This is a genomic window from Mesorhizobium sp. BR1-1-6 (assembly GCF_020165355.1).
In the GTDB taxonomy this organism is placed as follows: Bacteria; Pseudomonadota; Alphaproteobacteria; order Rhizobiales; family Rhizobiaceae; genus Mesorhizobium.
Window position 1 is genome coordinate 367,979 of record NZ_JAIUHZ010000004.1, and the last position, 23,614, is coordinate 391,592.

Here is a 23,614-nt window from a genome sequence, read left to right on the forward strand (position 1 = left end):
CTTCGGGCGCCGTTTTACTTTGCCGGCCGGGCCGGACAGCGCTGGTACCAGTGCGCGGTATGATGCGATCGGCTGATCGCGGAGGCGATATCAGGCCGTCTGCTCGAGTGCGGCCTCTGCGTCGCGCCTGATGCGCTTGACCATCGAACGAAGGCCGTTGGCGCGCTGCGGCGACAGGTGCTCGTCCAGGCCGAGCGCCTTCAGCGTCGCTTCCGCATCGATTTTCTGGATCTCGCTGGCGGTCTTGCCGGAGAACAGCGCCAGCATGATCGCCACCAGCCCGCGTACGATATGGGCGTCCGAATCGCCCCTGAAGGTGATGACCGGATCGCCGCCCGGTCCCCGTTCGGTGGTCAGCCAGACCTGGCTGACGCAGCCCGGCACCTTGTTGGCGGCGGTGCGTTCCTCATCCGGGAATGGCGGCAGCGCCTCGCCGAGTTCGATGACATAACGATAGCGGTCCTCCCATTCGTCAAGGAATGAGAAGTCGTCGCGGATCGTCTGGATCGTGGTCGTCATGACAGGGATATAGTCATCCACCGTCGCCGCGTCACGGAAAAACAAAAACACCGCGGGCGTCGAGAGGCAGACTGCCCGCGGTGCGCCGTCGAAACGGCTTAATTCTTTACCGGCAGGTTGACTGTCTCGGGCAAGACGACTTCTTCGGGAACGCTGCCGGTCATTGTGGAGATGTCGGGGCCTGCGGACTTGTCGTCCAGCATGGCGGCCGCGATCTTGGCTGTCTCCTTGGCCCTTGCGGTGATGGTGTGCATTGCCGACTTGCCGGTCTCACAGACATCGGGCTTGCGTTCGCAAATACCGGCGATGTCGCCGACCGCGTCGCGGGCTGCGAACAGGGCCTGGATCGGTCCTACGCTTTCCTGGCCCGGCTCGCCGGGACCGACGCCCAGCGGCAGTGCCAGCAGCACCAGCGAAAACCAGAAAGCCATTCTCATCAGGAAGAACATGCTCGCCTCTTGTCGTGACCGGATCATGCAGCCATGAGCATGACCTCTTTTGTGGGCGGGATATTGGCACACAGGCGCAAAGGACGGCTTGCGGGTTAGCCGAGAATTTTCTTCAAATTTGAGGCAAATTCGAAACGAAGCGTTTTGCTGTCGATTTGTCTCAGATTGGAACCATTTTTCTTATCATCCATCAGCCATATATTCCTTTGTTTCTGTTGCGTTTTCCACAAAATCAGGCGGTCGGTGCGCTGCGGCTGGCCACGCTGCGGGCGGCCCCTGCGGATAACCCTCCGTTTACTATGGTGGCATTTGCCCGCCTTTTCGGGCGCTCCCATCCCGATATTCGCCGTGGGCCGGGCCTTGGGTCGGCCCTGCCTTATCCATTCTTTAAAGGCTGGGTGCGAGTTTCAGAGTCAATCAAAACGATCTGCAAAAGCAGAGCTGTTCACGACGAGTGCGGGTGCGTTGAGTTGATGCCGATCAAGGCCAGATACGTTGAATTGCCTGGGGCAATGGCCGCCGGTTGTGAACGTATGGTCCATCCCTCCATTCTTGGGCTGGACGACCGCGAGCGTCAGCGTCGCTTTATCGGCGCCATGCTGGCCGCTCCGTTCTTTGCCGCCGGTGCCGCCGTCACGCTCGTCACGTCAGGCATGGGCGCAGCCGTCACCGTGGCCGCCATCTTCGCGGCCTTTGGTCTTTGCTGGTTCATCGCCTTGCTGGTGGCCGCGACCGGCAGGATGGATCTGGCCGGCCGGGCCGCGCTGGCGATCGCGGGACTTGCGCTCGCCGGTCTTGTTGCCGCTGCCGGCGGGCTGAGCTCTCCGGTCGCGATGCTTTTCGTGGCGCTGCCGTTCGAAGCCTGGTGGATCGGCGCCTCGCGCCGCGCGGCGCTGTGGGGAGCCGTCTGCGCCGTCGTCGCCATTCTGTTGCAGCCTGTGACGGCAACCGTCCTCCCGCATGCCGCGGTGCCGATCGCCGCGTGGCACTGGCTGCTGCCATTGGCCTGGGCGCTGACGCTGGTGCCGCGTATATCGGCGGTTCGCAACACGGCGGCTGCGGCCGACGTAGGGGACACCGGCGATCGTCTGGAAGACATGATCGACGCGGTGGTCCTGCGCGTCGCCCGCCATGGCGAGGTTATCGATGCCTCGGCAAAGGCGCGTACGCTGTTGAAACTGCCCCCGCAACTGCTTTGCGGAACCGGGCTTTTCGATCGCGTGCATCTCTCGGATCGCGTCTCCTATCTCAGTGCCTTGGCCGACATGCGAGACGGGGCGCTGTCGCGGAGGCTGGAGTTGCGCGTCAGGCTGCCGCAGGACGGCAATGGACAGAATGGCAATGGCCCGGCAGACAACTATCGGCCGTTTTCGCTCGAACTGATGCGTGCTCAGGAGCAGGGCGACGTTTTCACGCTTGTGCTGCGCGAGAACGACGAGGTCGCCCGGTTGCGCGAAGACCTCGGCGCCGCCAATGACGCGGCCGCCGCCGCCGAAGTGGCGAAAGGGCGCTTCCTGGCGGTGGTGAGCCACGAACTGCGCACGCCGCTCAATGCCATCATCGGATTCTCCGACATGCTGCTGCACGAGATGTTCGGCGCCTTCAAGGATCCACGGCAGAAGGAATATGTCGGTCTGGTGCGCGATTCCGGCCAGCATCTGCTTGCCGTCGTAACCTCCATTCTCGACGTGTCGCGGATCGAATCGGGCGTCTATGCGACCGAACCGGAGCCATTCCGCTTCATGGAAGCCGTCGACATGTGTCAGCAGATGATGCGGCTCCAGGCGCAGGCCAAGAACATCGATCTCAAGGCGCAGATCGCGCCGGACGCCGGCGAAATCAACGCCGACCGGCGCGCCGTGCAGCAGATCCTCATCAATCTCGTCTCGAATGCGATCAAGTTCACGCCCGATGGCGGCGATGTCGTCGTCGGCGCCAAGCGGATCGGTTCGCGCCTGCATTTCTGGGTGCGGGACACCGGCATCGGCATCGCCGAGGAAGATTTCGCCAATCTCGGCAAGCCGTTCATGCAGATCCAGAACGACTATACCCGTCGTTTCGAGGGGACCGGCCTTGGCCTGTCGCTGGTCAAGGGACTGGTGGCGCTGCACGAAGGCACCATGTCGATCGAAAGCATGCCGGGCGAGGGCACCACGGTCACCATCAGCCTGCCGGTGAACGGGCCGAAAGGGCGGCCGGCGGACAAGGCCGGGGTGCTGACGATGCCGCTGGCCAGGGCGAAAGGGGACGGAAATGGCGCGCTCCGCAAAACAGCCTAAGGCGGCCAAGCGCCGCAGCAACGCCTTTCAGGACGGAGCCGTCGCCATCGGCGGCATGATTTCGCGCAATCCCGTCCTGGTGGGAGGGTCGACGGCATTCCTGGTGACGCTGTTCTACGTTTCGGCGAATGCGCTGTGGTACCAGCCTTTTCCGCATGCCGGCGCCTTCTTCGCGACCCGCAGCATGCAGGGCGTTCCGCACGCGGCCGCTGATGAGCCGGAGACCACCTTCAACATCGTGCGGCCAGGTACCGCGCCGGCGCCGGTCAAGGGCGATCCGGTGGTGGAGCAGGTGCAGGGCATATTGAAGGATCTCGATTTCTACGCCGGCACGGTCGACGGCATTTCCGGACCCAACACGCGCAAGGCGATCCAGGCCTATCAGCAGAAGGTTGGGCTCAACACGTCCGGCGAGATCGACGCGCTGCTGCTCGATCAGCTGGGCGCGACCCCGAAAACCCCCGCCGTGCCGAAACCGCAACCGCGTCCCGAAGTGTCGCAGGCGGTTCCAGTGTCGCTGCAGACCGATACGGCTTCCCAAGCGCCGGATCCTCGCATTGTCAAGATACAGGCCGGGCTCAAGGCCTTCGGCAATGACGACATGCAGCTCGACGGCGTCGTCGGCGCCCGTACCAAGGCGGCCATCAAGGAATTCCAGTCGCTGTTCGGCCTGCCGCAGACCGGCGAGCCCGACGAACTGGTCTATGTCAAGATGCGCGAGATCGGCCTGACCAACTGACGGCGCAAACAACGGCTCGCCCAGCGGTGTAAATACCGATAGATAGCCCGCATGCTGTCCGGACTTTTCTCATGCGCGTGACCACGGATCTGTGGGTATCGGCCCTGTTGCGTCGGGTTTTCGGCGCGGGCGGATTTGCCGCCGTGGTCAAGCGCGGCGCGACCGAAGCCGGCGCCGTGTTCGTTCTGACGCGGAGCCGGCTTGGTGAAATCGCTCTCTATGGGCCGGCGCCACAGACGAGCTACGATTCGGCCAAGCCCGACGACCGTTTCTTTAGCCTTCTCGCCACCGCCGCCGATGCTTCGGTGCTGGACGCCAGGCTGGAACGCGAGAAGAAATTCGATCCCGACATCTGGGTGGTTGAGATCGAGGCCGGCGCTGTTCCTGTCGAGGAGCTTATTTCCGTGAAGATGTCCTGAGGCCAGGGAAGGCCGCTGCATCGTCACTGTTCGACGCCTCGCGGCTGGCGCTGTTGGTGGGGGCGGCGTCGCGAACCACATCGGACAGGGTCACGGCCTTCCATTCCCGCACCTTGTCCAGCGCCGCGTCGCGGTGCAGGAGCCGGTAGCGATCGAGGAAGGTGCGGATCGCCTGCGGATGCGGAAACTCGCGGGAGTAGACGGCAACCGTGATCAGGAATGCCCGGTCCTCGCTGAGGTCGAGCGAGCGCAGCGCCGCCAGCAGCGGCATGTAATTCTGGTTCGCCGTCAGCAACCTGGCCGTCGAGAAATCGATATCGAGCGCATCGGCGAGCGCGGTCTGGAAGAAGGCGGCGTTTCCGGTCAGCGCCGTCTCGCGCAATTTGGCATAGGTGTCGGCTCCGGTGAACGGATCGACCTGCGCCGCCTGCGCCTCCTCGCCGGTCCGCATCATGGAGCGCAGTCTGCGCCGCGCATTTTCGGCACCAACGCCCGGCGTCTGCTGCTTCGCCACGCTGTCGGCGGCCGGCGCCTTCGAGGGAGCGGTTTGTGCCGGAGAGGCTTCCGCTTCCGGATCGCGCACCCGCACCAGCGTCGGCCTTTCCAGTGCCCTGATCAGATCGGCGATAGTCGGATTAAGGTTCTTGCGGCGCGCGATCGCGCGCGCATGCGGCAGTCCGTGCCGGCCGATCAGCGCAATGAGGTCGATGTCACTGACTGCGCGCGAGCGGATGAGCAAGGGGGCGGCGATGCCCACCGGCTCCTCGCACAGGCGCCGCACCAGCCCGGCCGGAGCATATTCGCATTCAGAGAGGGCCGCCGCCACGTAGCGGCGCGATTCGGCGGACACGTTGTCGAACAGCGGCAGCGTCAGATCTTCGAGCTGGCCAATTTCACGGCGGGATGGCCGGGTGAGCGAGCAGAACGCAGACACCGCTGCGCGGAACAGCCTTTCGGCCTTTCCTGATTCCGTCCTTGCCGCGATTTGCCTGAAGTCCGAAGATGACACGAGGGATACGCCCGATACTCTATACACGCTTGACCATGCTCGGAACCATGTCGGTTTCGCGATTGCCAAAAACAAAGATCAAGTTAGCTGGGATCCGTTAGCGCTCCGTTAACCCTCTGCCGGCCTTAATGATATTTGGAGGCGTTGCGTTGTGCTCCGGGGCAACCGAGAGGAATACGCGAACCATGGGCATGGTACTGTCTTTCGTGCCGAGAACGGCACCGACCAATCGAGCAAAGCAAACCACCGAAATACCGGCGGCGGTGATCATCTTTCCCGGTATCCGCTATGAGCGGTCCGCCGCGGGGGAAGCGCGGCCTGCCGGCCCTGACAAGCCGGGATCGCCACGCACGCCAGTGCCGCACCACTGAACGTTCTTGAGGCCGAGGCGGGAATCATCCCTGCGGCACCGCCCTTGATTGTTGTGATGCTGACTGTCCGGGCCGCGGTCTAAAAGTCCTGCAGCTCGCACGAACTCTGCTCCAGAAAGCGCGACACGATCGACTTCCAGCTGTCGTCCGGCACGAAGCTGCGGATGACGAATATGCCCTCGTCGATCGGCGCTTCGACGAAGATCGCTCCCTGAAGCTCCTCGGGAAGGTCCCTGCGTATGTCGATCATCTGCGCCGGCGTCAGCACCACGGCATCCAGCTTGCCCCCGGTCGCCGTGTGGTCGTTGAATGAATAGATGTTGTGGCCGTTGCGGTCATAGACAGACACCGACCAGAAGGGCACATTGCCCGGCGCCCTGATCCTCACCATTCCCTCATCGAGGTCGAACCGGCAAGCCGTCGCATAAAACAGCGGGTCGACCGATTTCACCACCGGCGCGCCGCCCGCCTCGGCATCGAGCCGGGTCATCCGGTAGAGATCCGACGCCATCGACAGCCGTGACCAGGCATCGCGTTCCGAGAATTCAGGCACCAGAAGCAGCACGACGATATGCACGATGCCGGCGCCGACGAGGCCGAGCAGGACGGCATGTAGAAGTCTGCGCGTCGCGGCATAGACACTACGCATCGCAGCTGACCTTGGTGATCTTGGGCAGCGACACATCCGACAGGCCGGTGCTGCTGGCGATCGGCGTGTCGTAGAATGTCAAAACGAAATACATCCTGCCGGAACCGTCGGTCAGCAGCCAATTGCCGGGCATCGGGTGATGGCCGACGGAAATGAGCACCGAATTGTCGGATTGGCGCAGCACGCCATAGGATTGAAGCGCGGCAACCCGCGATTTGCCGGTCTCGACCACGCTGAGCGATTGGTCGGCGGCATAGAGGGTCCAGAATCGGGCGGTCGGAAATCCGCCTTCGATCGTGTAGGTACATTCGCGCCTGAGTTCTCCGCCAGCTGCGTCGTCCTCGGCGACAAAGGACAGCCCTTCGGCGCGGCCGAGCGCGAGCACGCCCTCGCGCGCCACGCGGGCCTTGGAATAGGGGTCGGCTGCGGGTGTGCCGATATCGGGAAAGGCGGTCCACTGGCCGATCCTGATCGCCCCGACGCCGTCCTGCATTTTCAGCGCATACCAGACGCTGGCGCCGCCGCCGCCGATGGCTATGGCAAGCGAAAGCAGCGTCAGGAAGGCGTTCTTGAGCATGAAAGGCCGGGCGCATGAAGAATTGCCGCTCGGGGATATCGCGGCGCGGGGTCGTGTGGCAAGCCGCAGGACGCGGATTCGCAAGGTGTGGCTTTTCCATCTTCCCGAAGGCAGAAGGGAAGAGGCGCCGCGATCACAGCGCCGACAGCGTTTCGGGCGGAGCCGATGCACCGAGCCTGCGCGCCGTTTCGAACAGGTGGGTCATGTCCCTGAGCGTCTGTGTCGTCCGGCTGGACAGCACCGGCGGCCGTTCGGCGGCGGCATCGGCCGCTGCCTGTTCCTCGCTCTTCTTCTGCGCTTCCGCGGCCTTGGCCGCGATCTCCTCGTCGACGAAGGGCTTGTCGATGCCGGGGATAGGCTTGAGGTCGATGTTCTGATGCGCATAGACCATGAGCCGCTGCCACACCATCGCCGGCAGCGAGCCGCCTGTCATGTTCTTGGTCGGGGTGAAATCGTCATTGCCCAGCCAGACGGCCGCCGTGTAGTTGCCGGTGAAGCCGACGAACCAGGCATCGCGGTAGGATTGCGTCGTGCCGGTCTTGCCGGCGACGACGATGTTGGGGATCTGCGCGCGCCTGGCGGTACCCATCGCCGGTACCGCGACAAGCATGGTGTTCATCGATTTCAGCGCCTGCTCGGACAGCACGCGGTGCGGCGGCGGCGCATCCTTGGCGAAATCGTAGACCACCTCGCCGGTGCGGGTGACGAGCTGCGTGATGCCATGCCTGGAGCCGACGAAGCCGTTCTGCGCGAACACGCTGTAGCCCGTCGCCTGGTCCATCACGGTCATGCCCGAGGTGCCGAGCACCATGGTCTTGTGCGCTTCGAGCGGCGATTCCACGCCGAATGATTCCGCCATCGCCTTGATCGGCCCGATGCCGAGATAGTCCTTGGCAAGCCGCACGGGCACCGTGTTGATCGACTTGGCCATGGCCACGATCAGCGGGACCTTGCCCGCCGACTCGCCACCGTAATTGTGCGGCGACCAGTTGCCCCAGCTGATCGGCCCGCCTGATACGATCGAATTCGGCGTAAAGCCGTGCTCCATCGCCGTTGCATAGACGTAGGGCTTAAAGGAGGAGCCGGTCTGGCGCAGTGCCTTGGTGGCGCGGTTGAACTGGCTGGCGCCATAGTCGCGGCCGCCGACGATCGCGCGCACCGCGCCGTTGGTCTCGATGACCACCACGGCGCCTTCGGTGACGTTGTACTCCTTGCCGAACTGGCGCAGGTGGAACTCCACCGACTCTTCTGCCGCCTTCTGGATGTTGGCGTCGAAGGTGGTGTGCGCCACCAGCGAGTGCTGCCCGGGCTTGGCGATCTTCTTGACCTCGTCGAAGGCCCAGTCGAGGAAATAATCGGGGCTCTTCTGTTCGCCGCGGTCGACGACATCGGCCGGATGCAGCCTTGCCTGCAGCACCTGGCCCTCGGTCATGAAGCCGGAATCGACGAGATTGGACAGCACCACATTGGCGCGCGCGCGCGCCGCCGGCAGGTTGATGTGCGGCGCGTATTTGGTCGGCGCCTTGAACAGGCCTGCAAGCATCGCCGCCTCGGCGAGATTGAGGTCCTTGACGCTCTTGCCGAAATAGAAGTCCGCCGCCGCCTCGATGCCGAACGTGCCGCCGCCCATATAGGCGCGGTCGAGATAGAGCTGCAAGATTTCCTTCTTCGACAGATTGGCTTCGAGCCACAGCGACAGGAAGGCTTCCTTGATCTTGCGCTCGAAGGTGCGCTCATTGGTCAGGAACAGGTTCTTGGCCAGCTGCTGCGTGATGCTGGAGCCGCCCTGGACGACCGAGTTTGCCCGCACATTTTCGAAGATTGCGCGCGACAGGCCGAGAACGTCGATGCCGTAATGGTCGAAGAAGCGCCGGTCCTCGGTGGCAAGCACCGCCTTGATGACGTGGTCCGGCATTTCGTCGACCGGCACGGAATCGCGCTGGATGATGCCGCGCTGGCCGATCTCGTCGCCATAACGGTCGAGGAAGGTAACGGCGAAGTCGCCCTGGGCGCGCCAGTCGCCGGCCGTGTCCTGGAAGGCGGGAATAGCCAGCGCCAGCATGACGACGATGCCGCCGGCGCCAAGCGTGAAACCTTCGCTCAAAAGCTCGACGATGCCACGGCGCCAGCCGTTGACGCGGAAACGCCGGGAGAAAATCGTCGCGCCCTCCCAGAACTGGCGCGCCTTGAACCCGATCTCGTAGAGAGAAGAATCGATCCATGCGTCGAGCGCCAGCAGCCGGGCGGCGATCGCACCTCTTCTCTTGCGTGGTTCAGGACTGACCATTCAAAAACCCGGACGGCTATGGCGCGGCCTGAAAACCAAGCGGGCAGTTTCAGGGCGACGCCGCCCTGACTATTCATCCATTTGCGGACGCCCACAAGGGTGGCGAGGACACACCTGCAGGGTTTGTTGATGGGGGCGGTACAAACCGCCATTCACCCGCCTGACGCTGATCAGGCGGGCGAAGATGGGGTTGCCGTTCCGGGCTCAGGCCGCCTCGCGCTTCAACGCCTGCGCCATGCAGTGGATGCCGCCGCCGGTCTTGGAGATCTCGCTCATGTCGACGGCCGCCACTTCGAAGCCGCGCGCCTTGAGTTGACCGATCAGCGACTGGCTGGATGTCGGCGCGATCACCCTGTCCTTGCCCAGCGACATGAAGTTGCAGCCGAGCGCCATCGTGTCCTGGAACGGCACGTCGATGATCTCGTGCCCTTTGCCCCTCAGCCAGTCGACGATCCCCGGCTCGGTGCAGGCGAGGCAGACGGCGGTGAGCTTTTCCGCGATCGGCACCACCATCAGGTCGATATGGACATAGTACTCGTCGATGAAGGCGATTCGTGTTTCCCAACCCTCTTTTTCGAACCAGGCCTGCACCTGCCGGGCGCCTTCTTCCTGCGTGCGGGCGCCGCCGCAGCCGATCAGCACCACGCCATCCTCGATGACGTTGAAATCGCCGCCCTCGAAGGTGCCTGCGGTGACCATGTCGTAGATCGGGATGCCGAGTTTTTCATAGGTGCGGATGGCGGCGTAATTCTCGCCGCGCCGCCACCAATTGGCCATGGCGGTGATGATGGCGCCGTACGGCGTCATTACGCTGGAATCGCGGGAGTAGACCTGCATCGGCAGCTCCGGCGTCGGCTCGTGCCAGTGGATGTTGACGCCGAAATGCTCGTAGGCCGCGACCAGATCCTTGTGTTGTGCCTGCGCGATCTGGATGTTGCAGGGCGCCTCGCGCAGGTGCTTGCGCGACAGGGAGCTGGTCGAGAGATGGCGCAGGAAATTGGGCGAGCCGAGCAGCACGTCGGTCAAGACGTCGGTCTCGTTGGCGAAACCCCATGATGTCAGCGGCTTGGTGCCGCCGGCCGGGTTGCGGCGCTGCAGCGAAAACGGCTCGGCGATGATGCGGTCATGAACGGTCATGCGGTTCTCCTCGTATGGGCGTTTGCGGTCATTGCTTGCTTGGTATCCACCAGTCGCGGCCGCGCGGCGTGGTGACATATTCCGGCCAGCGGAAGTTGATGGGCGGATCGTAGTCGCAGAGCGGGGCGATCCAGGTCGAACCGCCAATGCCGCCGCCGGTTCGGGTGACGAACTCGTCCATCGCCATGTCGCGCGCGGCCTTGTCTTCCAGCAGGCGAAGGGCGGATAGCGCGACGGTCTTCGCCGCGCAGATGACCATCGGGTCGATGGTCGCCGGGATGCCACCCAGCGCGTTCATCGCCCAAGCTGGAAAAACATGACCGTTTGCCGAACGCAGGGCAGGGCGGGCGACATAGAAACGCGCCGTCGGCGCGTGCCAGCTCATATCGGTGTAGTCGTCCGAGGTCGAGTTCACCTGCGACGGCGGCAGGTCGCGGCGCAGGATCGCCTCTGCCTCCTGTGGTGCAATCAGCCGCTCCAGCTCGTCGATGAAGGGGTTTTCGCTCGCCACCCCACCGGCATTGACCTGGATCTCGCGGGCGATCTTCTTCGCCGCCTCGTCCCAGCGGGGCGGGCCGACGCTCGCCAACGCCTCATAGGCGATCCCGGCCATGGCATGATTGGCCAGCCCCGGCCGCGACTTCGAAACCCAGTGCCGTTCGTAGCGGCAGCCGCTGATCGCGGCGGCGGCCGAGGCGTTTCGGTCGAGCACGGCGGTGACCTGCTCGGCCATGGCGATGGTCGGAACACGGATCATGTACTGGATCTCGGCAAGGCCTGCCGGCAGATTGTCGGCGGTGGCCTGGCCCGCCGTCAGGATCGCCTCGCTGATCGACCAGCCGCCCTGGTGCGGCAGCATGGAATCGCGCAGCGCCTTGGAGGCTATGTACATCGTCATCAGCGCGTCGTTGGCGCCGGGCGCGCGAACCGCCGAATGTGCCTGCGGGATCGGGGCGCCGTCGCCGGCGGCGCGTGCCCAATTCTCGGGCTCATCGCAGATGAAGCGATAGATCATCGCGTAGGCAGCGCCGCAATGGGTGTCCCAGCGCGCAGTGTTGCAGAGCGGCAGCATGTAGAAGGGATGGAAGGAGATCATGCCGGCAAGGCCGTCATAATAGCCTTTGGCTGCATGGATCGGTTTCGAGCCGCGCACCTTCTCCGCCGGCTCGCCGGTGAAGCGCAGCGTGCCTGCAATGCCGTGGCGCTGCATGGCGGCCTTTGTGGCGAGCAGACCGCCCAGGCTGGCCATGCCCAGGCCCGAGTGCGGATCGGTATGGCCGCCGGCTTCGGAGCCGAGCCCTGGGCGGGGCCGCTTCACCGTGGCAGCGTTCTGGCAGTTGCCGGGCACGGCGTCATATTCGGCATACATGCCGATGGTCGGACCGTCTCCATTGGTCCAGTGGGCGCAGAAGGCCGTCGGCATGCCCGCGGAGCCTTCCTCGACCGCAAACCCCTCGCGCTTCAGCCGATCGACATACCAATCTGCCGACTGGTACTCGCGCCAGGCGGTCTCGCCGAAGTCGAAGATGGTGCGCGTCCAGGCCGACAGCAGCGGCTGGATGCCGTCGAGGCAGGCAAGAGCGGTTTCTTGCGCCGATGTCGTCACCGGTTTTTCCATGCGCCAAAGAAAGCAGTGAAGCGGCTTGCCAAAAAGTGATATGTTTTCCCGGTTCGTGCAAATTCGGTTCACCTCTTGAGAATTCCATCGACGCAGGCGCTGCGCGCCCTCGACAGTTTCGCCCGTCATGGCAGCGTCTGGCGCGCCGCCGACGAATTGCACCTCACCCGCAGTGCGGTCAGCCATCAATTGCGCTTGCTCGAACGCGACCTCGGCTTCGATCTGCTGGAGCGCATCGGCAAGGGCGTGGCGCTGACGCCGCGCGGCCAGCGCTATGCCGCGGACGTGCGCAAGGCGCTGACCGTGCTCGGCGACGCGGTGGCGCAAAACGCCGGCACCGGGGTCGGCGGCTCCTTCGCAGTCTCATGCACACCAGGCTTCGCCTCGCTGTTCTTGTGCACCCATATCGGCGAGTTCCGGCAGATGTATCCGGACGTGGCGCTGAGCATACTGACGCCCCGGCGGCTCGACGACGTCAGCAATCCGGACGCCGACGCCTTCATTGCCTTTGGCGTCGGCAACTGGCCGAACCGCGTGGTGGAACTGCTGTGCGATATCTCGTTCACGCCGCTCTGCAGCCCGACGCTACTCAACAAAGTGGGCGGCTTTTCCAAGCCCGCCGACGTCCTGCGCGCCAACCTGCTGCATCTTGGCGATACGGAGGACTGGGCGCGCTGGCTGGCGCTGGCCAAGGTCGAGAACCCCGACACCGAGGGCGGCATCTTCTTTTCCGACATGAACCTCGTTTTCTCGGCGGCGATTGCCGGCCAGGGCATCGCCATGGGGGACGAGCTGACCAGCCGCCGGGCGCTGAGTGAGGGCCGGCTGGTCAAGCCGTTCGAGACCTCGATCCCGTCGCCGCGTTCCTATTTCCTGGTTTCCGAGCACGCCAAGGCGGGTCACCCTGTGCTGGAGGCGTTTGGGGGATGGTTGAGGTCGAAGCTATCGGAGAACAGGTTGCGGACATATTGAGATCAACTGATCTCCCCCAGGAGAGGTGAATTTCGCGGCTCCAGCGTCGCCGGCATTCGCCATAGATGAATCAAATTTGCCGATCAGGCGAAAACTATTCGGTTGCGGTGAGCCTTCGCGCTGCCTACGATTTCCCCCAGCCACCAAGGAAGAGGCAGGATGCAGCAACCCGGCCGGGCCGCAGAGATCAAGGCGAACGGGATCGGCAAGAGCTTCGGCTCGTTCCGTGCGCTGGACAATCTGACGCTCAATATCGGCCGCGGCGAGTTTTTGACGCTGCTCGGCCCCTCCGGCTCCGGCAAGACCACCTTCCTGATGATCCTGGCCGGCTTCCTGCAGCCCAGCGAGGGCCGCCTGTTCAGCGACGGCGTCGACATTACCGACCGGCCGGCCGAGCAGCGCGCCGCCGGCATGGTGTTCCAGGGCTATGCGCTCTTCCCGCATATGAGCGTCGAGCAAAACATCGCCTTTCCCCTCAAGGTGCGCAAGAAATCTGCCGCCGAGATCAAGCGTAGCGTCGGCGAGATGATAGAGCGCGTCGGTCTGCTCGGCCACGAGAAGAAGCTGCCGGCGCAGCTTTCCGGCGGCCAGCAACAACGCGTGGCGCTGGCCCGCGCGCTGGTGTTCGAGCCGGGCGTGCTTTTGCTCGACGAGCCGTTCTCGGCGCTCGACAAGAGCCTGCGCGGCCAGATGCAGGCCGAGATGAAGCGCCTGCACCAGGAGACCGGCACCACCTTCGTCTTCGTCACCCACGACCAGAGCGAGGCGCTGGCGCTGTCCTCGCGTGTCGCCATCTTCAACCATGGCAAATTGTTGCAGGTCGGAGCGCCTGACGAGGTCTATGACCGGCCCGCCAACCGCTTCGTCGCCGAGTTCCTGGGCGAGATCAATATGCTGCCGCTGAAGGGCGTGCGCGTCGCCGACCATGGCGCGACCGCGCTCTGCGAAGACCGGGCAATCAAGCTGCGCGGCAACGCCGAAGCAGTGGATGGCAATGCCATCCTGGCGATCCGGCCAGAACATATGTCGATAGCGCGCGAGGCGGCGGCAGGCGAGAACGGCATAGCTGCCACCGCGATCGGATCGACCTATCTGGGCGCGGCGACCAAACTCGACCTTACGACACGCCAAGGTGCGAAGGTGACCGTCTCTGTGCCGAACGAGGTCGCGGCCGCGGCACTCAGCAAAGGCAATTCCGTCTGGCTGACCTGGCCGGCGGAAAAGGGTTTCCTCCTTCCGGACGGAGGGCAATGAGCACCGGCGCGGCCTGAATTCGCCGCACCGGATTCCGGATTCGATCAACGAAAACAAAGGGGAACTAACATGAACGATACCAAGAAACAGGCCATCGAAACGCTCTCCGAAAGGACAAGGCGCGGTGAGATCTCGCGCCGGCAATTCACGCAACTTGCAGGCCTCGTGCTTGCCGGCACGCCGCTGCTGCTGCGCTCGACCAAGTCCTTCGCCGCCGCGAAGGAACTGGTGCTGGTCAACTGGGGCGGCGACGCCATCACGGCTTACGACGCCGCCTATGGCCAGGCTTTCACCAAGGACACCGGCATCACCGTCAAGATGGATGGCTCCGGCCCGACCGAAGGGGCCATCGCGGCACAATTTAAAAGCGGTGCGCCGACCTGGGATCTTGTCGACGTCGACCCGTTCTCGGCCATCACGCTTGGCGCGCAAGGCATGCTCGAGCCGATCGACTACACAATAGTCGACAAGAAGAAGATGCGGCCGGGTTTCGGCTGGGATTACGCCGCCTCGACCTATTTCTTCTCCTATGTGATCGCCTACGATTCGCAGAAATACGGCAGCAATGCCCCGACCGGCATGGCCGATTTCTTCGACGTGAAGAAATTCCCCGGCAAGCGCTCCCTCTACAAATGGGGCGTGTCGAGCTGGGAGGCGGCTCTTCTCGCCGACGGCATCGCGCCGGCGTCGCTCTATCCGCTCGACCTCAAGCGCGCGCATGACAAGATCGCCGCGTTCAAGGAGAACGTCGTCGCCTATTGGGGCGGCGGCGCGGAAAGCCAGAGCGTGTTGCTCAACGGCGAAGCCTCGATGGCGATCGTCTGGTCGACGCGAGCCTCGCTGATCGAGCAGGATTCGGGCGGTCAGATCAAGTTCATCTGGGACCAGGGCCTGATTTCGCCCGGCGCACTGGCCGTGTTGAAGAACAACCCCGGCGGCAAGGACGCGGCGATGAAGTTCATCGCCAGCGCGCAGGACCCTGCAAAGCAGCTTGTCATGTTCGACAAGCTCGGTCAGGGCCCGGCCAACCCGGCTGCCGACGCTCTGGTTCCCGCCGACAAGAAGCGCATCAACCCGGTCGATCCCGAGAACATGAAGAAGCAGATCCCGCTCGACATGGACTGGTACGCCAAGAATTACGGGGCGGCGCTGGACGAATATACCAAGATCATCTCCGCCTGACCGGCGCTGGGCTGACATGAGAGGCGTTCTCTCGGATAGGATGGGCGCGGCGCTGCTGATGGCGCCGCTGCTCCTGTTCCTTGGCCTCGCCTATGCCTGGCCGTTCCTCGGCGTGGTGAAGTGGAGCTTCACACTGCCGACGCCGGGGCTTGGCCAGTACGGCGCGCTGATAACCGACCCGCTGGTACAGTCGGTGTTCGTCCGCACGCTGCGCATCGCGGCGATCGTCACCGTTGTGTCGGTTGCCGCTGCCTACGCCATCACCGTGGTCTGGGTGCGCGGCAGCCCGGCGCAGCGGGTGCTGGCCGAATTCTGCATCCTGGTGCCGTTCTGGATATCGGTGCTGACGCGCGCCTTCGGCTGGGTGGCGCTTCTCTCCAACCGCGGCCTGATCAACACCTGGCTGCAGTCGATCGGCTTCATTAGCGAACCGCTGACGCTGGTGCGCAACGAATTCGGCGTCATCGTCGGCATGACGCACTTCCTCATTCCTTTCGCCGTCTTTCCGCTGGCGTCTTCCATGCGCAGCCTCGACGAGCGTGTGCTGCTCGCCGCGCGCGGGCTGGGTTCCAGCCGCATGCGCACCTTCTGGACGGTGTTCGTGCCGATGACGCGCTCCGGCATCATCGGCTCCGCGCTGATCGTCTTCGTCTTCTCGCTCGGCTTCTTCGTTACGCCGGCGATCCTTGGCGGTGGCCGCAGCGTCATGATCGCCGAATTGATCTATCTCCGCATCTTCCAGAGCCCGGACTGGGGGCTGGGTGCTGCCATCAGCGTGGTGCTGGTGTTGTTCGTCGGCATCCTGATGGCGCTGCTCTTCCGCTACGTCAGACCGAAGCAATTGGTGTAGCCTATGCCGACCTATCGCCCCGGTCCCGTCTCGCTTGCCCTCGCCGTCATGGTGGCGCTGTTCCTGCTCCTGCCGCTGCTGGCCGTGATCCCGGTCTCGCTGACGCCCAGCCGGATGCTGGCGATGCCAACGGGCGAGTTGTCGCTGCGCCACTACCGCTCGCTGGTCGAGGATCCGCGCTGGCTTCAGTCCATCCTGCTCTCGATCAGGATCGGCATCGTCAGCAGTGTTATCTCGACGGTGCTGGCACTGTGCTTCAGCCTTGGCGTGTGGATGTTCCAGCCGCGCTTCACCGCGGCTCTGGTCGGCTTCGTGCTGTTGCCGATGGTGGTGCCGCCGGTGGTCTCGGCGGTGACGCTCTATTTCCTGCTCACCTCGATCTCCGGCGTCAGTTCCTTTTTCGGCTACGACACCTGGCTGGGTGTGGCCATGGCGCATTCGGTGATGACGGTGCCCTTCGCCACGGTGCTGATCCTGGTCTCCCTCAGCCAGCTTGACCGCCGTATCGACCTCGCAGCGCGTGGCCTTGGCGCCAGCGTCTGGGAGCGCGCCACGCGCATCATCATGCCCAACATCAAATTCGGCATCGTCACCGCGGCACTGCTGTCCTTCGTGCTCTCCTGGGAGGAAATCGGCGTCACGCTGTTCATCACCTCGGTCAACGCCATCACGCTGCCCAGGTTGATGTGGATGGGTCTGCGCGACAATATCGACCCGGCGATCGCGGCCCTTTCAGTGATCCTGATCGTCATCACCGTGCTGGTGCTTGCAGTGCGCAGCGTTGTGGTGCGGCTGCGTGGAGGACAATGACCGGGGGCCTGTCTGCCTCAGGGGATTGTCACAGGGGTAAAACTGCTAGCAGAAGCGCACCGAGACCCGGCCGAACCTGCCCAAATCGCCGATGACTTCGTCGCCGGCCTCGACATTTATCGGCGTCACGCAGGTGCCGGTTATCACCACTTGCCCCGGCTGGAGCGTTATGCCCAGCCCCGACAATTCGTTGACGATCCAGGTCAGCGCAACACGCGGATCGCCCAACACGGCTGCTCCTGATCCGATATGCTGCGACCTTCCAGAGACAGAAGCGGCCACCGGGTGCTTCGCGAAATCTACGTCACGCCAATCGTCTTCCGCCGCCTCGCCGATGACGAACAGATTGGCGCAGGCATTGTCGGCGATGAGCTGCGGCGCGCCGACAGCGCAGAAATCGTCATAGCGGGAGTCCGGTATTTCGATCGCCGGATGCAAACTCGCCACGGCGTCCACTACATCACCGATTTCATAAGGCGCCGGGCGAGGCGGCAACTGACGGCCGAACCGGAACGCGAATTCGATCTCGGCGACACGCATCTTGCTTGTCGCCAGGGAAACGGAGCCTCCAACCTCGACCGCCTTCTCGGCGAGGAGGCGCCCGGCCATCGGGCCATCAACGTTGATATGCCGCTGGCCGGCCAGGCTGGTTGCCGCGATCTTCCAGCCGAAGAGCGGAGCCACTGAGCGATCCATGACGTGCGACTGGATGGCGTAGCCTTCGGCCCGCGTCTTCGGCCGCAATTCCTCGGGTATAGCGTCGAGGCGGGTGCCCTTGTCCCAATGGCCTACCAGGAGGCGCGACGCGGCCCTGGCCTTTTCTGGATCGAGCATGATCAGCTCCTGAAATTAGGAAATGCGGCGCTGCCGGGCGTTGCTGATGCTTGCGGTTCGCAAAGGGTACCCGCTATTCATCGTCGCTGACGAGATTGTCGGGAAGTCGTATTTTCGAGATCATCGACATTCATCATCGTGACAACGAATCGGCAATCGTGTTCGTTCGGTAAATGGCTATATAAGGCAAAGCGTCTGGAGTGCGGAAGAGCTTCTGGCAAGCAGGGTCGATAGCGCACCGGGTGAGGGAGAAGCGATGACGGCGCCCGGCGATTTGCAACAGGCACTGTTCCTGAGGCTGAAAAGCGATCCGTCCCTGTCGGCTCTGCTGGGCGGCGCCGGACTGCGCGAACAACCAACCGACAACGTCGCCTTTCCCTATGTGACATGCGGCCAGACCTGCGCCTTTGACTGGGACACTGGCGCCGAGAACCGCGACGATCAACTTATTACGCTGCATGTCTGGTCGAAGGCCCATGGCGAAGCCGAAACGCGCGCCATCATGGATGCCATCGAGGCGCGCCTTGCCGACGCGGTGCTGGAGGTCGGCGCTCGCGGCCAGACACGCCTGTCGCTCGAATTCAGCGAGGCGCGCTATGACGAGGAACTGCTTGTCCATCACGGCCTGCTGCGTTTTCGGGCGCTGACCCAGGAAAACGCCTGACGCGAGCTTTCAATATGAACGAAACGGAGTCTAGACTGGAACTTCATGGGTTTCATCGGGTTGGGCGGTGAAATCTCAATTTGTTTGTCTCGCATTGCAGGGGTGGCGAGCATGGTTTCAGCGGCGATCACCGTTCATTTCACGTTCAGCGCCGATGCGTTACAACGCTGGCCATGAGAACGCTTCGCTCCCATTTCCGAACCGCGACCCTGGCGCTCTGCGCCGGGCTGCTTGCGGTGCCGGCAAGCGTTGCGCCGGCAGCCGCGCAGGATGAATCGATTGTCGTGGCGGCGGCCGACTGCTACGCGATCGGCCAGCAGGTGGCCGAGCAGAATGGCGGGACGCTTGCCAAGGCCTCGCAGTCGACGCGAGGCGGGCAGCCGGTCTGCGTCATCGTCGTGCTCGTTCCGGGCAAGAACGGGCAGCGTCCGCGCCGCTCCGAGATCGTCGTCCCGCAGAACTGACCCCGTCGTTTCCCAGGCCGGCGGAATCGGCCTATAGCTGAAGCAATCGGTCAACAGGCAGTGGTCTTCGCATGCGCGTACTGGTCGTCGAGGATGACAAGGATCTCAACCGGCAGATATCGGATGCGCTGGTCGACGCCGGCTATGTTGTCGACCGGGCATATGACGGCGAGGAGGGCCATTTTCTCGGTGACACCGAGCCCTACGACGCGGTCGTGCTCGACATCGGCCTGCCGCAGATGGACGGCATCAGCGTGGTCGAGCGCTGGCGGCGCGGCGGCCGCAAGATGCCGGTGCTGATCCTGACCGCCCGCGACCGCTGGAGCGACAAGGTCTCCGGCATCGACGCCGGCGCGGACGACTATGTCACCAAGCCGTTCCACATCGAGGAAGTCCTGGCGCGGGTCAGGGCGCTGATCCGCCGCGCCGCCGGCCACGCCTCATCCGAACTGACCTGCGGGCCGCTGCGCCTCGACACCAAGGCCTCGAAGGCCGACGTCGCCGGCGTGCCGTTGAAGCTGACATCGCATGAGTTCCGCTTGCTTGCCTACCTGATGCATCACATGGGCGAGGTCGTCTCGCGGACCGAACTGGTAGAGCATCTCTACGACCAGGATTTCGACCGCGATTCCAATACGATCGAGGTGTTTGTCGGACGGCTCCGCAAGAAAATGGGCATCGACATGATCGAAACCGTGCGCGGCATGGGTTATCGCATGCGTGAGCCGGAGGCGTAAGGCGAAACCGCTCCCTACCAACCCAACCGTGAGCAAGCGGCTCTCGCTGCGCCTGTGGCCGCGCTCGCTGACGTTCCGCGTCATCGCCTTTTCCACGGTCTGGGCGATCCTGACCCTCATCGTCATTTTCACCCTCATTACCACGCTCTACCGCCAGGCCAGCGAGCGCGGTTTCGACAGCCTGCTTTCTGCGCATCTGTTCAACCTGATCGGCTCCATCGGCATTTCCGACACCGGCGCGCTCACCGGCGCTCCGGATCTCGGCGACCTCCGCTTCTCGGAACCGAATTCGGGCTGGTACTGGTCCGTCGAACCCGCCTCGGAAGGGGTGCACGGCAATCTCCACTCATCGTCGATGACCAGGACGATCCCGTCGCCCGATGTGGCGGACGTTCCCTTCAACGCCAATTTCCAGCGCAGCTACGCGGCGCAGGGCATCGATGGCGAGGAGTTGGTCGTGTTCGAGAGCGAATTCGTTCTCGATGCCAAGAACCGCGCCGCCCGCTTTCGCGTCATGGGCAACAAGACCGAACTGGAACAGGAGATCGCCACCTTCCAGCGCCGCCTCCTGACCTACCTTTCCCTGTTCGGCGTCGGCATGATCGCCATCAACGCCATCGCCATCCTGCTCGGCCTGCAACCGCTGCGAAGGGTCAGGAACGCGCTCGCCATGGTGCGCGAAGGCACCGCGCAAAGACTTGACGGCCAGTTTCCAGCCGAGATTGAACCGCTTGCCAACGAAACCAATGCCTTGATCGAGAACAACCGGCGTATCGTCGAGCGCTCGCGGACTCAGGTCGGCAATCTCGCCCATTCCCTGAAGACACCGCTGGCGGTGCTGCTCAACGAGGGGCGGGCGCTTGGTGGCGCCAAGGGGCAACTGATCGCCGAACAGGCCGCTTCCATGCAGAAGCAGGTCGATCACTATCTCCAGCGCGCCCGCGTCGCGGCGCAGCGCGACAGCGTCGTCTATCGCACGCCGATAGCGCCGTTGGTGCAGCGCATGGTCAGGGTCTTGCAGAAGCTCAATCCGCAGACCAACCTGTCGTTGTCGCTGCCGCCGATCGAGATCGTCTTTGCCGGCGAGCGCGAGGACCTCGAGGAGTTGCTCGGCAATCTGCTCGAAAACGCGATGAAATGGGCGAAGAGCGCGGTTTCGATTTCCGTCGTTCCCGTGGGTGACAAGGACGACAACATGTTCGAGATCGCCATCGAAGACGACGGACCGGGTATACCCGAGGAAAAAGCGCGCGAAGCGTTGAAACGCGGACGACGCCTGGACGAGACCAAGCCGGGCACGGGTCTCGGCTTGGCCATTGTCGCCGACCTCGTCAACGAGTATGGAGGCATACTGCTGCTCGAACGGTCCGGCATGGGCGGATTGAAGGCGGTAGTGCGATTGCGGAGCCTTCAGTGATGCCTTTCCCCGGCCGATCGACATTGACGGGCTGGGCATGTTATGGCGGCGCACCGATTGGCTCCGTAGCGGGCCCAACGGCCAAATTTCCGACAAATATCAACATTATAGGCTCGCCGACTTCTCCGATGACGCGGCCCCCGGCTCATCCATGACAGGCTCCAGCTCAAGAAAACCGGTTGTTGGCATGAAGATTCGCGTCGCGCTTGTTTCCGCATTGATGGCCGTTTCCGGCTGCACCACCTTGGGCGGCAAGGCTCCCACCATCGCTGCGACGCCGGCCTCCACGCCACCCAGCAGCGGCAAAGTCGCCACGACGATCATTTCGGCGATGGGCGGCGGCCTCATCGGCGGGGCGGTCGGCAGCGGCCTTAGCGAAGCCGAGAAGCGCAGCGCGCTGGAGGCTGAATACAAGGCGCTCGAATACACCACGAGCGGCCAGAAGGTGACGTGGAAGGGCACCCAGGCGTCCCGTTATGGCGAAGTGGTTCCGGCTCAGCCCTACCGCGTCGGCTCACAGGACTGCCGCCAGTACACGCAGACCGTCTTTACCGGCGGGGCAGGGGTCACGGCGCGTGGAACGGCTTGCCGCAACGCCGATGGCAGTTGGACGCCGCTCACCTGACAGGCTAGCCGGTCCATTTCGGACCCGGCCGGTTGATGTCGATGAAGGATATGCGGCGCGCCCGCCGTCAAAGCGTCGCAGTATGCTTGTGTTGGCAGGGCAAGGCTCTGACGTTATTGGAAGAACCATGCTGTTCTGGGTCATAGCCGCAATCCTAACGCTGGGCGCCAGCCTGGCGGTGCTGCTGCCGCTGGCCGGTGGCGCCAGAAGCGCGTCTTCGAGCGGCGAGCACGATCTGGAAGTTTATCGCGATCAACTGTCCGAACTCGACCGCGACGCCGCCCGTGGCCTGATCAAGCCTGCCGAAGCCGATGAGGCGCGCGCCGAGATCGCCCGGCGCATCCTTCGCCTCGACAATGCGGACCAGGCCGGCAGCGCATCCGTCGGACGCACATCCGTCGCGACGCGGCTTGTCGCCACCGCGGCCGTGCTGGCGGTGCCGCTGGTCAGTTGGGGCCTCTACATCAACATCGGCTCGCCTGATCTGCCCTCGCAGCCGCTCAGCGAGCGCTTGGCCAAGAATCCGGCCGACAGCTCGGTCGACGAACTTGTGGCTCGCGCCGAAGCCCATCTTGCCGCCAATCCGTCCGACGGCAGGGGATGGGACGTGCTGGCGCCGGTCTATCTGCGCATGCAGCGCTTTTCCGACGCGGTCACCGCCTATCGCAACGCCATTCGCCTCGACGGCGACAGCGCCGTTCGCCGGGCCGGTCTCGGCGAGGCGATCGCCAGCGCCGCCGGCGGCATCGTTTCGGCGGATGCCCAGGAGGCTTTCGAAGCGGCCCTGAAGCTTGACCCGGCCAATGCCAAAGCCAGCTTCTACCTTGCCATGGCCTTGGCCCAGGAGGGTCGCAGCAAGGAGGCGGCCGCGGCCTGGCAGGCGATGCTGGGCACACTGCCGAAGGATTCGCCATGGCGCGGCGCGATCGAGCAGGCGCTGGCCAAGTCCGGTAGTTCCGGCGCCGACAATGCAGGCGTCGCTTCGAGCGAGCCGGCAAACGGAGCGACCGCGGGCGATATCGATGCCGCTTCATCGATGTCGCCGCAGGACAGGGAAGCCATGATCAACACCATGGTCGCCGGGCTCGACGAGAAGCTGCGGCAGAATCCGCGCGACCCGGAAGGATGGATGCGGCTCGTTCGTTCATACATCGTGCTGGGCAAGGCCGACCAGGCGCGCGAGGCGTTGAGCCGAGCTATTGCCGTCTTTGGAGCCGACAGTGACGAAGCCAGGAAATTCACCGCTTTTGCCGCTTCGCTCGGCCTGACGGCGACGCAATAGGGCTGGACCGGACAATGACACGCAAACAGAAACGATTGTCGGTGATCGCGGGCGGCCTGGCCTTCCTCGGCGCCGCCACCGGCCTGACATTCTATGCGCTCGGCCAGAAGGCGTCCTATTTCTACATGCCCGCCGATCTGGCCACGGCGACGGTGCAGCCGGGCCAGCGCATCAGGCTGGGCGGCCTGGTGGAAAAAGGCACGATCCAGCGCGGGCAGGGGGCGACAGTGGCGTTTTCTGTGACCGACACCCATAAATCGGTCAAGGTCACCTATACAGGCATCCTGCCTGACCTATTTCGCGAGGAGCAGGGGGTCATCACCGAAGGCACGTTCGGCCCGGATGGCGTCTTTGTGGCCGACAGCGTTCTGGCCAAGCACGACGAGCGCTACATGCCCAAGGAAGTGGCCGATGGGCTGAAGGCCAAGGGCGTTTGGCAGGAGAGCAAGAGTGAATAGGCAGGCTCGATA

General features: G+C 63.9%; 25 protein-coding genes. 15 read left to right on the forward strand and 10 right to left on the reverse strand.

The features are described 5' to 3' along the window. Window positions 1-90: 90 nt before the first annotated feature. From LB545_RS11725 to LB545_RS11735, 3 genes are all read right to left on the reverse strand, one after another. On the reverse strand, window positions 91-519 hold the full coding sequence (locus LB545_RS11725; protein ID WP_140495047.1) for a SufE family protein: 429 nt from the start codon (window positions 517-519) through the stop codon (window positions 91-93). A 98-nt stretch (window positions 520-617) separates the two neighbouring features. Next, window positions 618-968 carry a DUF5330 domain-containing protein gene (locus LB545_RS11730; protein WP_140517959.1) on the reverse strand — a complete coding sequence of 117 codons (351 nt, stop codon included), beginning with the start codon at window positions 966-968 and terminating at the stop codon, window positions 618-620. Between the two features lie 95 nt (window positions 969-1,063). Next, window positions 1,064-1,303, reverse strand: coding sequence for a hypothetical protein (locus LB545_RS11735; RefSeq protein WP_140520734.1), 240 nt, complete (start codon window positions 1,301-1,303; stop codon window positions 1,064-1,066). A gap of 198 nt (window positions 1,304-1,501) precedes the next feature. On the opposite strand from LB545_RS11735, the gene LB545_RS11740 reads away from it, so the two are divergent. From LB545_RS11740 to LB545_RS11750, 3 genes are all read left to right on the forward strand, one after another. Continuing rightward, window positions 1,502-3,247, forward strand: coding sequence for a sensor histidine kinase (locus LB545_RS11740; protein WP_140555855.1), 1,746 nt, complete (start codon window positions 1,502-1,504; stop codon window positions 3,245-3,247). Further along, entirely contained in the window at window positions 3,222-3,986 is a 765-nt protein-coding gene (locus LB545_RS11745) for a peptidoglycan-binding protein (protein ID WP_140671999.1), read from the forward strand. The genes LB545_RS11740 and LB545_RS11745 overlap by 26 nt, the downstream gene beginning before the upstream one ends. A gap of 71 nt (window positions 3,987-4,057) precedes the next feature. Continuing rightward, window positions 4,058-4,405 (forward strand): DUF1491 family protein, encoded by a 348-nt coding sequence (locus LB545_RS11750; protein ID WP_140494737.1) that lies wholly within the window; start codon window positions 4,058-4,060, stop codon window positions 4,403-4,405. On the opposite strand, the gene LB545_RS11755 is transcribed toward LB545_RS11750, so the two are convergent. The 6 genes from LB545_RS11755 to LB545_RS11780 all read right to left on the reverse strand — a co-directional run bounded on the left by LB545_RS11755 (window position 4,383) and on the right by LB545_RS11780 (window position 12,053). Then, complete coding sequence (locus LB545_RS11755) at window positions 4,383-5,414, reverse strand: hypothetical protein (RefSeq protein ID WP_140672001.1); 1,032 nt, start codon at window positions 5,412-5,414, stop codon at window positions 4,383-4,385. The two genes, LB545_RS11750 and LB545_RS11755, sit on opposite strands and share 23 nt — an antisense overlap. Before the next feature lie 450 nt (window positions 5,415-5,864). Then, on the reverse strand, window positions 5,865-6,434 hold the full coding sequence (locus tag LB545_RS11760; RefSeq protein WP_140672003.1) for a DUF1254 domain-containing protein: 570 nt from the start codon (window positions 6,432-6,434) through the stop codon (window positions 5,865-5,867). After that, on the reverse strand, window positions 6,427-7,011 hold the full coding sequence (locus LB545_RS11765) for a DUF1214 domain-containing protein (protein ID WP_140517961.1): 585 nt from the start codon (window positions 7,009-7,011) through the stop codon (window positions 6,427-6,429). Before LB545_RS11765 ends, LB545_RS11760 begins: the two co-directional genes overlap by 8 nt. Before the next feature lie 133 nt (window positions 7,012-7,144). Further along, window positions 7,145-9,298 carry a transglycosylase domain-containing protein gene (locus LB545_RS11770; RefSeq protein WP_140494725.1) on the reverse strand — a complete coding sequence of 718 codons (2,154 nt, stop codon included), beginning with the start codon at window positions 9,296-9,298 and terminating at the stop codon, window positions 7,145-7,147. 204 nt (window positions 9,299-9,502) lie between these two features. Next, window positions 9,503-10,435 carry a dimethylarginine dimethylaminohydrolase family protein gene (locus LB545_RS11775; protein ID WP_140494721.1) on the reverse strand — a complete coding sequence of 311 codons (933 nt, stop codon included), beginning with the start codon at window positions 10,433-10,435 and terminating at the stop codon, window positions 9,503-9,505. 28 nt (window positions 10,436-10,463) lie between these two features. Next, complete coding sequence (locus LB545_RS11780) at window positions 10,464-12,053, reverse strand: amidohydrolase (RefSeq protein WP_181167740.1); 1,590 nt, start codon at window positions 12,051-12,053, stop codon at window positions 10,464-10,466. Window positions 12,054-12,128: 75 nt separating this feature from the next. Here LB545_RS11780 and LB545_RS11785 point away from each other — a divergent pair, with 75 nt between their 5' ends. The 5 genes from LB545_RS11785 to LB545_RS11805 all read left to right on the forward strand — a co-directional run bounded on the left by LB545_RS11785 (window position 12,129) and on the right by LB545_RS11805 (window position 17,121). Further along, entirely contained in the window at window positions 12,129-13,025 is an 897-nt protein-coding gene (locus tag LB545_RS11785) for a LysR substrate-binding domain-containing protein (protein WP_140494716.1), read from the forward strand. Between the two features lie 159 nt (window positions 13,026-13,184). After that, window positions 13,185-14,279 carry an ABC transporter ATP-binding protein gene (locus LB545_RS11790; protein ID WP_140494713.1) on the forward strand — a complete coding sequence of 365 codons (1,095 nt, stop codon included), beginning with the start codon at window positions 13,185-13,187 and terminating at the stop codon, window positions 14,277-14,279. 69 nt (window positions 14,280-14,348) lie between these two features. Further along, window positions 14,349-15,461: an ABC transporter substrate-binding protein gene (locus tag LB545_RS11795; RefSeq protein WP_140494711.1), complete on the forward strand. Its 1,113-nt coding sequence runs from the start codon at window positions 14,349-14,351 to the stop codon at window positions 15,459-15,461. Between the two features lie 16 nt (window positions 15,462-15,477). Further along, entirely contained in the window at window positions 15,478-16,311 is an 834-nt protein-coding gene (locus LB545_RS11800; RefSeq protein ID WP_140559435.1) for an ABC transporter permease, read from the forward strand. Window positions 16,312-16,314: 3 nt separating this feature from the next. Further along, the gene (locus LB545_RS11805) at window positions 16,315-17,121 is read left to right on the forward strand and encodes an ABC transporter permease (protein ID WP_140580854.1); all 807 of its coding nucleotides are present in this window, start codon (window positions 16,315-16,317) and stop codon (window positions 17,119-17,121) included. Between the two features lie 45 nt (window positions 17,122-17,166). On the opposite strand, the gene LB545_RS11810 is transcribed toward LB545_RS11805, so the two are convergent. Next, window positions 17,167-17,955: a 2-keto-4-pentenoate hydratase gene (locus LB545_RS11810; RefSeq protein WP_140520722.1), complete on the reverse strand. Its 789-nt coding sequence runs from the start codon at window positions 17,953-17,955 to the stop codon at window positions 17,167-17,169. 256 nt (window positions 17,956-18,211) lie between these two features. Between LB545_RS11810 and LB545_RS11815 the strand changes: the two genes are divergently transcribed. The 7 genes from LB545_RS11815 to ccmE all read left to right on the forward strand — a co-directional run bounded on the left by LB545_RS11815 (window position 18,212) and on the right by ccmE (window position 23,602). Continuing rightward, window positions 18,212-18,619: a DUF3168 domain-containing protein gene (locus LB545_RS11815; RefSeq protein WP_140494704.1), complete on the forward strand. Its 408-nt coding sequence runs from the start codon at window positions 18,212-18,214 to the stop codon at window positions 18,617-18,619. 173 nt (window positions 18,620-18,792) lie between these two features. Next, window positions 18,793-19,083 carry a hypothetical protein gene (locus tag LB545_RS11820; protein ID WP_140494702.1) on the forward strand — a complete coding sequence of 97 codons (291 nt, stop codon included), beginning with the start codon at window positions 18,793-18,795 and terminating at the stop codon, window positions 19,081-19,083. Window positions 19,084-19,154: 71 nt separating this feature from the next. Further along, window positions 19,155-19,820, forward strand: coding sequence for a response regulator transcription factor (locus LB545_RS11825; RefSeq protein WP_140494700.1), 666 nt, complete (start codon window positions 19,155-19,157; stop codon window positions 19,818-19,820). A gap of 28 nt (window positions 19,821-19,848) precedes the next feature. After that, complete coding sequence (locus tag LB545_RS11830; RefSeq protein ID WP_318012534.1) at window positions 19,849-21,237, forward strand: ATP-binding protein; 1,389 nt, start codon at window positions 19,849-19,851, stop codon at window positions 21,235-21,237. A gap of 187 nt (window positions 21,238-21,424) precedes the next feature. Then, on the forward strand, window positions 21,425-21,862 hold the full coding sequence (locus LB545_RS11835) for a hypothetical protein (RefSeq protein ID WP_140494696.1): 438 nt from the start codon (window positions 21,425-21,427) through the stop codon (window positions 21,860-21,862). A gap of 127 nt (window positions 21,863-21,989) precedes the next feature. Continuing rightward, window positions 21,990-23,144 (forward strand): c-type cytochrome biogenesis protein CcmI, encoded by a 1,155-nt coding sequence (gene ccmI, locus LB545_RS11840; RefSeq protein WP_224705062.1) that lies wholly within the window; start codon window positions 21,990-21,992, stop codon window positions 23,142-23,144. A gap of 14 nt (window positions 23,145-23,158) precedes the next feature. Continuing rightward, a complete protein-coding gene (gene ccmE, locus LB545_RS11845; protein WP_140494692.1) occupies window positions 23,159-23,602 on the forward strand; it encodes a cytochrome c maturation protein CcmE in 444 nt (147 codons plus the stop codon). Window positions 23,603-23,614: the final 12 nt, after the last annotated feature.

Excerpts from the sequence above, each read along its gene's own strand:
- LB545_RS11725 (WP_140495047.1), bottom strand. The coding sequence starts at position 519 with ATGACGACCACGATCCAGACGATCCGCGACGACTTCTCATTCCTTGAC.
- LB545_RS11730 (WP_140517959.1), bottom strand. The coding sequence starts at position 968 with ATGTTCTTCCTGATGAGAATGGCTTTCTGGTTTTCGCTGGTGCTGCTG.
- LB545_RS11735 (WP_140520734.1), bottom strand. The coding sequence starts at position 1,303 with ATGGGAGCGCCCGAAAAGGCGGGCAAATGCCACCATAGTAAACGGAGG.
- LB545_RS11740 (WP_140555855.1), top strand. The coding sequence starts at position 1,502 with ATGGTCCATCCCTCCATTCTTGGGCTGGACGACCGCGAGCGTCAGCGT.
- LB545_RS11745 (WP_140671999.1), top strand. The coding sequence starts at position 3,222 with ATGGCGCGCTCCGCAAAACAGCCTAAGGCGGCCAAGCGCCGCAGCAAC.
- LB545_RS11750 (WP_140494737.1), top strand. The coding sequence starts at position 4,058 with ATGCGCGTGACCACGGATCTGTGGGTATCGGCCCTGTTGCGTCGGGTT.
- LB545_RS11760 (WP_140672003.1), bottom strand. The coding sequence starts at position 6,434 with ATGCGTAGTGTCTATGCCGCGACGCGCAGACTTCTACATGCCGTCCTG.
- LB545_RS11765 (WP_140517961.1), bottom strand. The coding sequence starts at position 7,011 with ATGCTCAAGAACGCCTTCCTGACGCTGCTTTCGCTTGCCATAGCCATC.
- LB545_RS11770 (WP_140494725.1), bottom strand. The coding sequence starts at position 9,298 with ATGGTCAGTCCTGAACCACGCAAGAGAAGAGGTGCGATCGCCGCCCGG.
- LB545_RS11775 (WP_140494721.1), bottom strand. The coding sequence starts at position 10,435 with ATGACCGTTCATGACCGCATCATCGCCGAGCCGTTTTCGCTGCAGCGC.
- LB545_RS11780 (WP_181167740.1), bottom strand. The coding sequence starts at position 12,053 with ATGGAAAAACCGGTGACGACATCGGCGCAAGAAACCGCTCTTGCCTGC.
- LB545_RS11790 (WP_140494713.1), top strand. The coding sequence starts at position 13,185 with ATGCAGCAACCCGGCCGGGCCGCAGAGATCAAGGCGAACGGGATCGGC.
- LB545_RS11795 (WP_140494711.1), top strand. The coding sequence starts at position 14,349 with ATGAACGATACCAAGAAACAGGCCATCGAAACGCTCTCCGAAAGGACA.
- LB545_RS11800 (WP_140559435.1), top strand. The coding sequence starts at position 15,478 with ATGAGAGGCGTTCTCTCGGATAGGATGGGCGCGGCGCTGCTGATGGCG.
- LB545_RS11805 (WP_140580854.1), top strand. The coding sequence starts at position 16,315 with ATGCCGACCTATCGCCCCGGTCCCGTCTCGCTTGCCCTCGCCGTCATG.
- LB545_RS11810 (WP_140520722.1), bottom strand. The coding sequence starts at position 17,955 with ATGCTCGATCCAGAAAAGGCCAGGGCCGCGTCGCGCCTCCTGGTAGGC.
- LB545_RS11815 (WP_140494704.1), top strand. The coding sequence starts at position 18,212 with ATGACGGCGCCCGGCGATTTGCAACAGGCACTGTTCCTGAGGCTGAAA.
- LB545_RS11820 (WP_140494702.1), top strand. The coding sequence starts at position 18,793 with ATGAGAACGCTTCGCTCCCATTTCCGAACCGCGACCCTGGCGCTCTGC.
- LB545_RS11825 (WP_140494700.1), top strand. The coding sequence starts at position 19,155 with ATGCGCGTACTGGTCGTCGAGGATGACAAGGATCTCAACCGGCAGATA.
- LB545_RS11835 (WP_140494696.1), top strand. The coding sequence starts at position 21,425 with ATGAAGATTCGCGTCGCGCTTGTTTCCGCATTGATGGCCGTTTCCGGC.
- ccmI (WP_224705062.1), top strand. The coding sequence starts at position 21,990 with ATGCTGTTCTGGGTCATAGCCGCAATCCTAACGCTGGGCGCCAGCCTG.
- ccmE (WP_140494692.1), top strand. The coding sequence starts at position 23,159 with ATGACACGCAAACAGAAACGATTGTCGGTGATCGCGGGCGGCCTGGCC.